The following is a 10,042-nucleotide window of genomic DNA, read 5'->3' as shown; positions in this document are numbered from 1 at the left end:
CGCCCGAACGCCCGGAAGTACGCCCGGTCGTCGACGCGGGTGTAGAGGTCGTTCCACTGGTCCTGGGCGTTGTGCTGGGTGAGGTTGACCGACCCGACCATCGTGATCCAGCGGGCCGAGCCCGCCGCGGTGAACGAGAAGTACTTGGCGTGCATCTGGCCCTTCTCGCCCCGGCAGCTGTTCTGGCAGATCACCACGAACGACGGCTTGCCGGTGTCGGTGCCGATCGCGTCGCGCAGGCGGGCCATGGCCGGGTAGACGTTCTCGCCGGCGAAGACCAGCTTGACGTTGACGCCCCGGGCGCGGGCCGCCAGGAGAGCGTCCGCCGTCTGCGGGTCACCGAACGAGAACACCGCCATCCGGATCGTCGAGCCCGCCGGTGCGCTGTTGACCGTGCGGATCACCTGCTGGAGCAGCTTGCGTTGCTGGGTGGGGGTCCCGAGCGGGTTGTTGAAGTTGGCGCCCGCCGGCGGCACGAAGTGGCCGACCTTCGCCCGCGCCGGGGCCGACACCGAGAGCGGTGAGCCCATCGGCCCGGTGGCTGCCCCGACCGGCGCGACACCGGTGAGGACGGACGCGACCAGTGCGCCCACGACGGCCAGGAGGCCCGAGACGGCCAGGGACGGGATGCGCAAGGTGCTCACGAGCACCCATTGTCACACCTGCCCCTCGCGTCACCACCTGTCCTTTCGGGCAGGGTCGTCGGCGGCGGGCGGGTTCAGCCGCCGGTCGGCAGCGCCTCGAGCGGCGGGATCGTGGCGTCGGCGACGACGAACGGGTGGTCGGTCGCGCGCTGCACCAAGCCGCCCTTGGTGGCGAGGAAGTTGGCGAACTCGATGACCGAGGAGCCGAAGATCCAGTCGACGTTCATGTCCGGCGGCGGCGCACACGAGCCGCCGACCGAGCCGCCGTTGGCGGCCCGCATCGCCCCGGAGCCGGTGACCTTGCAGAACACCTCCTCGCGCTCGTTGAAGTCACCGGTGAGCACCACCGGGAACCCGGCGGTGTGCAGCTGGCTGATCAGGCCGATCTCGAGGCTGGTCGCCGCGTCGCGCCAGCGTTCGTTGTTCCCCCAGCGACCGGTCGTGGCGGGGTTGTGGACGTTGATGAAGTAGACGTCCTGACCCGAGGCGATGTTGCGCAACCGCACGTAGGGCATCGGGACCCGCTGGCCGCGGAAGTACGGGATCGGGATCGTGGCCGCGTCGACGAGCTGCCAGGTGTCGGTGCGCCAGGCGATCGAGTTGCGCACGGCGCGCGGGTCACCGCTCAGGCCCGGGTAGACGTCCCAGGTGCCGGCGGTCTGCCCCGCGAACGTGCGGTACTGGGACTCCTCGAACTCCTGGAACCCCACGACGTCGGCGCCCGAGGACCGCAGCACCGAGACGGCCCACGACATGCGGGTGCCGGCGCCCGCCCAGCCGCGCTTGTTGCCACCGGGGTTGGTGTGGGAGGCCCCGAGGACGTTGAACGTGCTCACCCGGAAGGTGGTGGCCGGCCGCTGCACCACCCGCTGGGTCTTGCGCCGCAGCTCGCGGCCGACCTTGCCGAGCTCCTGCGGCCGGATCGTCGGCGCCGGCAGCACCCGCTGTCCGTCGGGCAGCACGGAGGGGGTGGGCGACTCGGTCGTCTGCGAGACCGCGGGCGGCCTGGTCGCGAACGCCACGTCAGCGGCGCCCGTCGTGCCCGGGTCGTCGGGGCGGAAGATCGCCAGCGCGGAGACGACCAGGCCGAGCAGGCCGACGACGGCGATCGTCGCGACCGCGGCGCCGTTGCGCTCCTCCGGGTCGTGCGGACCGGCGTGCTTGGACATGCCTCGCGATCCTTCTTCCACGCCGGTCGGTGCCGGCCTATCCCCCCGCTTCTGGCTGGGGTGACTCTACCCGAACCAGCGCTTTCCAATCCTGGGCGCGAGCCTGCCCCGACGGGCACGCCGCACTGGGTCCATCGGCCGGGACGGGTCGGACCTGAGCGACCGGCGCCGAGCAACCTGTCGCTCGGTGCGCTCCACCCCGATCGAGGCCAGGGCCTGCACCGCGGCGGCGAGCAGCTCGGTCTCGCTCGGAGCGGCGGCGTCATCGAAGTCGGCGTCCGCAGGGAGGAGGTCGTCGACGTCACCGACCAGGTCGACCCCGCTCGCACGAAGGAAGTCGATCGTGCTCCGGGCCTCGTCCTCGCACCAGCCCCGGAACCGCAGCGGCATGCGCGGAGGTGTCCCGCCCTGGGGTGCCAGGTGCTGGCGCGCGAGCCACCACTTGCCCACGGGGACGTAGCCGTGGCGGTCCATCAGCTCCCGGGGCACCTGCTCCTTGACCAGCCTCAGCAGCTCGGCCTGGGCGCGCCCGAGTGCCGGGTTGCTGTCGCCGTGGTCGGCCACCAGCTCGCCGGCAGGCACGCCCAGGACCCCACAGAAGCGCTCGAGCAGCGAGGAGCCGGCGGCACCCTGCCGGGGCACGACCACGACGTGGATCCGCGACGGTGGCACCTCGGCGGCCCAGCGCTCGACGACGGGCTCCACGCCACGCTCGCGCCACCACTTGTCGGCGAGCCGGCCGCGCCGTGAGACGACGCGGTCGACGAAGTCCTCGAGTGCCGGGGCTCGGCTGCCCTGCTGGATCCGCTGCTGCCACGTCGAGGGCAGCAGCTGGCTCAGCCCCCGGATCGTCAGCACCACGTGCGCCTCGCGCTCGGGGACGGCCCGGACCAGCCGTCGCAGCTGCTCGGGCGACGCGCCGCCCAGGAGCTCCTCGGAGACGAGCAGCCGTGGAGACCGGCTGGCGGACGCGGCGGTGACGAACTCGTCCCAGGTCGCGAAGGCCTCCGCCGGGTCCCGGTCGGCATGGAGCCGGTCGAGCACGCTCAGTGAGAGCCAGTAGGCCTCGTCGCGCGTCGGGGGCAGCAGCTCGACGCCGTGGCGGAGCAGCTGGTCACGCGACTTCTCGAACGTCGCCTGGAGGTAGGTCGTCCCGGTCTTGGGCATCCCGACGTGGAGGTAGATCTGCCCTCGCGCCGCGGCCATGCGCGGACCCTACCAACGCCGGCGGGCGGTAGCGTTCCTCACTGTGAGCTCCACCCCCGCCCGCGTCTACGCGGCCCGCCTGGTCGGGCTGCCGATCTTCGACCCCCAGGGCGACCAGGTCGCCAAGGTCCGAGATCTCGTGGTGGCGGTCCGCTCGGAGGTCCACCAGCCGCGGGTGCTCGGCATGGTGGCCGAGGTGTTCGGCCGCCGGCGGATCTTCGTGCCGATGACGCGGGTCACCAACATCGACAGCGGCCAGGTCTACACGACCGGCCTGCTGAACATGCGCCGCTTCGAGCAGCGCCCGACCGAGACTCTGGTCATCGGCCAGATGCTCGACCGCACCGTGCGGATCACCAGCACCGGGGTCACCGGCACCGTCTACGACGTGGCCATGGAGCAGGCGCGCAACCGCGACTGGGTGCTGAGCCGGGTCGCGGTCCAGGAGCCCGCCAAGGGGTTCCGGCGCCGCGGCCAGAGCCACGTCGTCGAGTGGCGCGACGTCGAGGGGCTGACCCGCCGCGAGGAGACCCAGGGCGCCACGCACCTGATCGCCGCGCTCAACGAGATGCGCCCGGCCGACGCCGCCAACATGATCCACGACCTCCCGCCGGAGCGCCGCACGGCCGTGGTCGCCGCGCTCGACGACGAGCGCCTCGCCGACGTGCTGGAGGAGCTGCCCGAGGAGGACCAGGTCGAGATCCTCGAGCACCTGGACTCCGAGCGCGCCGCGGACGTGCTGGAGGAGATGTCCCCCGACGACGCGGCCGACCTAATCGCCGACCTCCCGCCCGAGACCGCCGCCGCGCTCCTCGAGCTCATGGAGCCCGAGGAGGCCGAGGACGTGCGACGGCTCATGTCGTACGTCGAGAACACCGCCGGCGCGATGATGACGCCGGAGCCGGTGATCCTCGGCCCGGACGCCACGATCGCCGACGCGCTCGCCCACGTGCGCAACCCCGACCTGACGCCTGCGCTTGCCGCGCTCGTCTACGTCTGCCGCCAGCCGCTCGAGACGCCCACCGGGCGCTTCCTCGGCGTCGCCCACATCCAGCGGCTGCTGCGCGAGCCCCCTTCGACCCTCGTGGCCGGGGTGCTCGACGACTCGATGGACCCGCTCAAGCCCGAGGCGACCATCGACCAGGTCGCGGCCCACCTCGCGACCTACAACCTGGTCGCCGCGCCCGTGGTCGACGAGAACGGCCACCTGCTCGGCGCCGTGAGCGTGGACGACCTGCTCGACCACATGCTCCCGGAGAACTGGCGCGACCGGGCGATCCGCTCCTCCGAGCGCTCCCAGGGGGTCCGTCGTGGCTGAGGCGCGCACGCCGCGGGCCCGCCTGGACACCCCCAAGGAGGCCCGGCGTCCCCTGGTCCGGCGCCCGGCGTACGACGCCGACGCCTTCGGGATCTTCGCCGAGCAGTTCGCGCGGTTCATGGGGACCGCGAAGTTCCTGCTCTACATGACGCTGTTCGTGGCCCTCTGGGTCATGTGGAACATCGCGGTGCCGGGCGAGAGCCGGTTCGACGACTACCCGTTCATCTTCCTGACGCTGATGCTCAGCCTGCAGGCGTCGTACGCCGCTCCGCTGATCCTGCTCGCCCAGAACCGCCAGGAGCAGCGCGACAAGGTCATCGCCGAGCAGGACCGGCAGGCCAACGCCCGCGCACATGCCGACATGGAGTTCCTCGCGCGCGAGGTGGCCTCGCTGCGGATGGCGGTCGGCGAGGTCGCCACCCGCGACTTCCTGCGCTCGGAGCTGCGCGCGCTGCTGAGCGAGCTCGACGAGCGCACCCAGGACGGCCAGCGCGAGGGTGTCGAGGCTCACCCGGCCGAGGACGAGAGCGGCGCGACCACCGCCTAGACTCGGGGATCATGAGCTCCCCTCTCCTCGAGCAGGTCAACGCCGCTCTGGCGACCGTCAACGACCCGGAGATCAAGCGCCCGATCACCGAGCTCGGGATGGTCGACACGGTCGAGATCGACGACGCCGGCGTCGTGCACCTCACCGTCCTGCTCACGGTGGCGGGCTGCCCACTCAAGGACACGATCAACCGCGACGTGACCGCGGCCGTCTCGCGGGTCTCGGGCGTCACCGGGGTGGACCTCACCCTCGGCGTGATGACCGCCGAGCAGCGCAGCGGCCTCCAGGAGACGCTGCGCGGCGGCCAGGCCCAGCGCGAGGTGCCGTTCGCCCAGCCCGGATCGCTGACCAAGGTCTTCGCGATCGCCAGCGGCAAGGGCGGGGTCGGCAAGTCCTCGGTGACCGTCAACCTCGCGCTCTCGATGGCCCAGCAGGGGCTCAAGGTCGGCGTGGTCGACGCGGACATCTATGGACACTCGGTCCCCGCGATGCTCGGCGTCGCCGACCAGCGGCCGACGCAGGTCGATGACCTGATCATGCCGGTCCCGACCCCGAGCGGGGTCTCGGTGATCTCGATCGGCATGCTCAAGCCCCGGCGCGACCAGGTCGTCGCCTGGCGTGGCCCGATGCTCGACCGGGCGCTGCTCCAGATGCTCGCCGACGTCTACTGGGGCGACCTCGACGTCCTCCTCCTCGACCTGCCGCCCGGCACCGGTGACGTCGCGATCTCGCTGGGCCAGCACCTGCCCGGCGCCGAGGTCGTGGTCGTGACCACCCCCCAGGAGGCTGCGGCCGAGGTGGCCGAGCGCGCCGGCACGATGGCCTCGATGATGCACCAGCGCGTCGTCGGCGTGGTCGAGAACATGAGCTACCTCCCCTGCCCGCACTGCGCCGCCGACGGCGTCGAGCACCGGCTCGAGATCTTCGGGGCCGGTGGTGGCGCCCGGGTCGCGCAGACCCTCTCGGCCCGGTTCGGCTACGACGTGCCGGTGCTCGGGACGATCCCGATCGACCCCTCGCTGCGCGAGGGTGGCGACGCGGGCAAGCCGATCGTCGAGTCCGACCCGACTGCTCCGGGAGCGGCCGCCCTCACCTCGATCGCCGAGAAGCTGTCGGGTCGGGGACGTGGGCTCGCCGGCATGCAGCTCGGGCTGACACCGACCAGCAAGTTCTGACCTGACACCGAGGCTGTAGGTTCAGGCGCGTGTTCGACGTCGGCCTGTCGGAGTTCGCCGTGCTGGCGCTCGTGGCGGTGTTCGTCTTCGGCCCCGACAAGCTCCCCGAGCTGGCCAAGCAGGCGGCCCAGCTCGTGCGCCGGATGCGGGCGCTGGCCACCAACGCCCGCGACGAGCTGCGCGCGGAGCTCGGGCCGGAGTACGCCGACCTCGAGCTCCGCGACCTCGATCCGCGCGCGATCGTGAAGCGGCACATCGCCGAGGCGCTCGAGGACGACGACCTCGACGACGACGAGCCTGCTCCCCGGCCCGTGCGCCGCGGCCAGCGGCCGCTCCTCGACGGCGAGGTCCCGCCGTACGACACCGACGCGACCTGAGCAGGGGCTGAGCCCCGGCCGGTCTCAGTCGCGGCTCTGCACGGCCGCCACGGCGGCGACGGCCACGAGCACGACCCGCCCCTCCCCCTCGACCACCTCGACGAAGTCCGCGCCGACCCGGCGCAACGTCGCCTCGTGGCTCGTCCCGTCGAGCAGGTGCAGCACGCACCGCTCCCCCGCGTCGGCCAGGCGGCGCAGCGCCGACCCCAGACCCAGCCGGGCGACCGCCGACCAGGCCACCTCGGGCACGGAGCGGTCGGAGGCCCCGTGCACGGCGAGGACGGCCGCGAGGCGCACGACCCAGTCCTGTCCGGGGCCAGCGATCAGGCACCAGCCCGAGCCCACGCGGTCGAGGGCCCCGGCCACGACGCCGACACCGGCGACCTCGAGCCGCACCGGCGTCCCCAGCGACGCCATCAGCCGGCTGGCGAGCGTGACCTGCTGGTACTCCGAGCGACTGCGGTCGGCGAGCTCGGCGTCCCGGTCGGCGCCGTAGAGCGCCTCGGCCTGCTGCTCGAGGTCGTCGAGCACCGCGAAGAGCTCCTCCTCCCACGTCATGCCCCGACCCTGCCACGACCGGACGGCGACGCACAGCCGCTGTGGATGGACCGTTGACAACGAATGCAAGGAGGCGTTTCCTGACGTAAACGAACGCAAACGCACGAATCGTAGGTCTCGGGATGTCTGCTTCTCCGGTGCGGTGCCTCACCGTGTGGCTCGCGGCGACCGCCGTCGCGGCCGGTCTCGAGGCCTGGCTGCTGCCCGTGGCGGGCCAGGGTGCGGCCGACGCGGCGTTCGACAACCTCGTCGTGCGGCTGTGCGCGGCCGTCGCCGTGCTGGGCGTCGCCTGGCTCTGGTCGGCCGCCAGCGCGACGGTTCTCGAGGCGCTCGGCGACGGCACCCGCCCGGTCCGGGGCGTCCCCGATGCCGTACGTCGCTGGGTGCTGGCGGCCTGCGGCGCCGGGCTCGCCGCAGGGCTCCTGGCCCCGGGCCTCACCGCGCCCGCCTCGGCCACGCCGGGCGACCCGCACACCGAGCGCGGACCGGCATCCACGCTCGCCGGGCTGCCTCTCCCCGACCGCGCGGTCGGCCTGCCCGGACGAGCGCTGGTCGGCACCGGCCCGATCCGCGACCACCGGCCGGCCGGCGAGGTCGTGGTCCGTCCGGGCGACACCTTGTGGGAGATCGCCGCCCGCCACCTGGGCGACCCCCACCGCTGGCCCGAGATCTACGCGCTCAACGAGGCCGCGATCGGCGCCGACCCCGACCTCATCCACCCCACGACCCGCCTTCGGCTGCCCGCCGACCGACCCGAGGAGACACCGTGACCCACCCGACCGCGACCGCGCCCACCGCTCACGCCTCCCCCGACACGTCCGGCCGGACGGTCGTGCCGCTGCGCCCAGCAGCGCCGCTGGCCAGCGTCCAGGGAACGCTGGCCCTCGACCTGCAGCCGCGGCACGACCCGCCCGACGCCGGTCCGGGCGTCGACCGCGGCGGGCGCCCCTGGGCCGACGTGATCGCCATCGAGCAGCCGCTGCGCCGCGGCCTCGAGCAGTGGGCGCGGCGCTACGTCCAGGCCGCCGTCGAGATCGTCGGCGGGGACCGTCCGGTCACCCAGCTGCTGCGGTGGAGCTCTCGCGAGGTCTTCGAGAACCTCGAGCGGCGTGCCCAGCTGGTCGCCCGTGCCGGTCGGCACCAGGCCGGCCAGGGCCGCGTGCAGCCCGTGCGACCGCACCTGCTCGGCGTCCACGCGTGCTTCGTGAGCCGCGACGTCGCCGAGGTCAGCGCCCACGTGCGCTACGGCCAGCGCTCCCGGGCGCTCGCCGCCCGCTTCGAGGCGATCGACCAGCGCTGGTGCTGCACGGCGCTGGAGTGGGCATGACGAAGGGGCGCCTGCAGAGCAGGCGCCCCTTCGTCGTGGCTCAGCTGATGCGGGCCGTCAGGCCCGTCGGGCCGCCGGGGCGACCGTGGCACTGCTTGTACTTCTTGCCCGACCCGCAGGGGCACTTGTCGTTGCGGCCGACCCCGGCGAACTCGTCGTCGGCGGTGGAGGCCGGCGTGCCCTTGACCTCGGCCTCGCCGTCCTCGCTGGGCGCGGAGTAGGCCAGCTTGGTCGGCGCGTTGGGACGCTCGAGACCCTTCGCGCGGATCTGGGGAACCTCCCGCTGGCCCGCCACCTGCTCGCCGGACTGGTCGAAGGCCGGCACCGCCTGGCGCATCGGCTCGACGACCTCGATCTCCTCGTCGTCGTCCTCCTCCTCGACGTCGACCTGGACCTCGAGGTTGAACAGGAACCCGACCGTCTCCTCCTTGATGCCGTCCATCATCGCGGAGAACATCTCGAAGCCCTCGCGCTGGTACTCCACGAGCGGGTCGCGCTGGGAGTAGGCCCGGAGGTAGATGCCTTCGCGGAGGTAGTCCATCTCGTAGAGGTGCTCGCGCCACTTGCGGTCGAGCACCGAGAGCAGGACCCGCCGCTCGAGCTCGCGCATCACGGGCTCGCCGACCTCGGCCTCGCGGCGGTCGTAGGCCTCGTGGGCGTCCTTCTGGAGGACGGCGATCAGCTCGTCGCGGTCCAGGTTGGCCCTCGAGCACCTGGTAGTCGACGCTCACGGGGTAGATCTGCCGCAGCGCGGTCCACAGCGCCTCGAGGTCCCACTCCTCGGCGAACTCCTCGGTCGCGCCGGTGACGTAGCCGGCGACCGTGTCGTCGAGGAAGGTGCGGATCTGCTCCTGCAGGTCCTTGCCCTCGAGGACCTCGCGGCGCTCGGCGTAGATCACCTTGCGCTGGCGGTCCATGACGTCGTCGTACTTGAGGACGTTCTTGCGGGACTCGAAGTTCTGGGACTCCACCTGGCCCTGCGCGTTGGCGATCGCGCTGGTGACCCGCTTGTTCTCGATCGGGACGTCGTCCGGGATCTTGAGCACCTGGAGCACACGGTCGACCCAGTCGGACTTGAACAGGCGCATCAGCTCGTCCTGGAGCGAGAGGTAGAACCGGGACTCGCCCGGGTCGCCCTGACGGCCGGAACGACCACGCAGCTGGTTGTCGATGCGGCGCGACTCGTGACGCTCGGTGCCGACGACGTAGAGGCCGCCGAGCTCGCGGACCTCGTCGTGCTCGTTGGCGACCTGGGCCTTGATGCGCTCGACGGTGCCGGGCCACTCGGCCTGGTACTCCTCGGCCGTCTCGCCTGCGGGCTCGAGCCCACGCTTGCGCAGCTCGGCGTCGGCGAGGAACTCCACGGAGCCACCGAGCATGATGTCGGTGCCTCGACCGGCCATGTTGGTGGCGACGGTGACCGCGCCCTTGTGACCGGCGAGTGCGACGATCTTCGCCTCGTCGGCGTGCACCTTGGCGTTCAGCACGGAGTGCGGGATGCCGCGCTTCTTCAGCTTGGCCGACAGGTGCTCGGACTTCTCGACCGAGACCGTGCCGACCAGCACCGGCTGGCCCTTCTCGTGCCGGTCGGCGATGTCCTGGACGACCGCGTCGTACTTCGCCTCCTCGGTGCGGTAGACGAGGTCGGGCTGGTCGATGCGAGCCATCGGCTTGTTGGTCGGGATCGGGACCACGCCGAGCTTGTAGATCTTGTCGAACTC

10 protein-coding genes and 1 pseudogene are annotated in these 10,042 nt (G+C 72.4%); 6 read left to right on the top strand and 5 right to left on the bottom strand.

Annotation, left to right across the window (positions count from 1 at the left end; translation table 11 throughout):
* The 3 genes from Q0L15_RS04340 to Q0L15_RS04330 all read right to left on the bottom strand — a co-directional run.
* Window positions 1-644, bottom strand: a 644-nt coding sequence (locus Q0L15_RS04340; protein ID WP_296602498.1) for a phospholipase D-like domain-containing protein, incomplete at its 3' end; no start/stop codon positions are given.
* Between the two features lie 74 nt (window positions 645-718).
* Window positions 719-1,813 carry an endonuclease/exonuclease/phosphatase family protein gene (locus Q0L15_RS04335; protein ID WP_296602496.1) on the bottom strand — a complete coding sequence of 365 codons (1,095 nt, stop codon included), beginning with the start codon at window positions 1,811-1,813 and terminating at the stop codon, window positions 719-721.
* A gap of 66 nt (window positions 1,814-1,879) precedes the next feature.
* Complete coding sequence (locus Q0L15_RS04330; RefSeq protein WP_296602495.1) at window positions 1,880-3,019, bottom strand: hypothetical protein; 1,140 nt, start codon at window positions 3,017-3,019, stop codon at window positions 1,880-1,882.
* Window positions 3,020-3,062: 43 nt separating this feature from the next.
* Here Q0L15_RS04330 and Q0L15_RS04325 point away from each other — a divergent pair, with 43 nt between their 5' ends.
* Genes Q0L15_RS04325 through Q0L15_RS04310 form a run of 4 tightly spaced genes read left to right on the top strand, consistent with a single transcriptional unit; the run spans window position 3,063 to window position 6,436 of the window.
* Window positions 3,063-4,337 (top strand): CBS domain-containing protein, encoded by a 1,275-nt coding sequence (locus Q0L15_RS04325; protein ID WP_296602493.1) that lies wholly within the window; start codon window positions 3,063-3,065, stop codon window positions 4,335-4,337.
* Window positions 4,330-4,884 (top strand): DUF1003 domain-containing protein, encoded by a 555-nt coding sequence (locus Q0L15_RS04320; protein ID WP_296602491.1) that lies wholly within the window; start codon window positions 4,330-4,332, stop codon window positions 4,882-4,884. The genes Q0L15_RS04325 and Q0L15_RS04320 overlap by 8 nt, the downstream gene beginning before the upstream one ends.
* An 11-nt stretch (window positions 4,885-4,895) precedes the next feature.
* The gene (locus tag Q0L15_RS04315) at window positions 4,896-6,059 is read left to right on the top strand and encodes a P-loop NTPase (protein WP_296602490.1); all 1,164 of its coding nucleotides are present in this window, start codon (window positions 4,896-4,898) and stop codon (window positions 6,057-6,059) included.
* Between the two features lie 29 nt (window positions 6,060-6,088).
* Window positions 6,089-6,436, top strand: coding sequence for a sec-independent translocase (locus tag Q0L15_RS04310; protein ID WP_296602489.1), 348 nt, complete (start codon window positions 6,089-6,091; stop codon window positions 6,434-6,436).
* 24 nt (window positions 6,437-6,460) lie between these two features.
* Here the strand turns inward: Q0L15_RS04310 and Q0L15_RS04305 are convergent, their stop codons facing one another.
* Window positions 6,461-6,994: a hypothetical protein gene (locus tag Q0L15_RS04305; RefSeq protein ID WP_296602487.1), complete on the bottom strand. Its 534-nt coding sequence runs from the start codon at window positions 6,992-6,994 to the stop codon at window positions 6,461-6,463.
* 122 nt (window positions 6,995-7,116) lie between these two features.
* Between Q0L15_RS04305 and Q0L15_RS04300 the strand changes: the two genes are divergently transcribed.
* Both Q0L15_RS04300 and Q0L15_RS04295 read left to right on the top strand, forming a co-directional pair.
* Window positions 7,117-7,764 carry a LysM peptidoglycan-binding domain-containing protein gene (locus Q0L15_RS04300; protein WP_296602485.1) on the top strand — a complete coding sequence of 216 codons (648 nt, stop codon included), beginning with the start codon at window positions 7,117-7,119 and terminating at the stop codon, window positions 7,762-7,764.
* The gene (locus Q0L15_RS04295; RefSeq protein WP_296602483.1) at window positions 7,761-8,321 is read left to right on the top strand and encodes an Rv3235 family protein; all 561 of its coding nucleotides are present in this window, start codon (window positions 7,761-7,763) and stop codon (window positions 8,319-8,321) included. The genes Q0L15_RS04300 and Q0L15_RS04295 overlap by 4 nt, the downstream gene beginning before the upstream one ends.
* 40 nt (window positions 8,322-8,361) lie before the next feature.
* Here Q0L15_RS04295 and Q0L15_RS04290 read toward each other — a convergent pair.
* Window positions 8,362-10,042: pseudogene (locus Q0L15_RS04290) on the bottom strand (SEC-C metal-binding domain-containing protein); the annotation flags it as partial.

Source organism: Nocardioides sp. (genome assembly GCF_024509035.1).
In the GTDB taxonomy this organism is placed as follows: Bacteria; Actinomycetota; Actinomycetes; order Propionibacteriales; family Nocardioidaceae; genus Nocardioides.
The sequence above is the reverse complement of the archived record's forward strand: the minus strand, read 5'-3'. Positions and strand labels throughout refer to the sequence as shown.

Excerpts from the sequence above, each read along its gene's own strand:
- Q0L15_RS04335 (WP_296602496.1), bottom strand. The coding sequence starts at position 1,813 with ATGTCCAAGCACGCCGGTCCGCACGACCCGGAGGAGCGCAACGGCGCC.
- Q0L15_RS04330 (WP_296602495.1), bottom strand. The coding sequence starts at position 3,019 with ATGGCCGCGGCGCGAGGGCAGATCTACCTCCACGTCGGGATGCCCAAG.
- Q0L15_RS04315 (WP_296602490.1), top strand. The coding sequence starts at position 4,896 with ATGAGCTCCCCTCTCCTCGAGCAGGTCAACGCCGCTCTGGCGACCGTC.
- Q0L15_RS04305 (WP_296602487.1), bottom strand. The coding sequence starts at position 6,994 with ATGACGTGGGAGGAGGAGCTCTTCGCGGTGCTCGACGACCTCGAGCAG.
- Q0L15_RS04300 (WP_296602485.1), top strand. The coding sequence starts at position 7,117 with ATGTCTGCTTCTCCGGTGCGGTGCCTCACCGTGTGGCTCGCGGCGACC.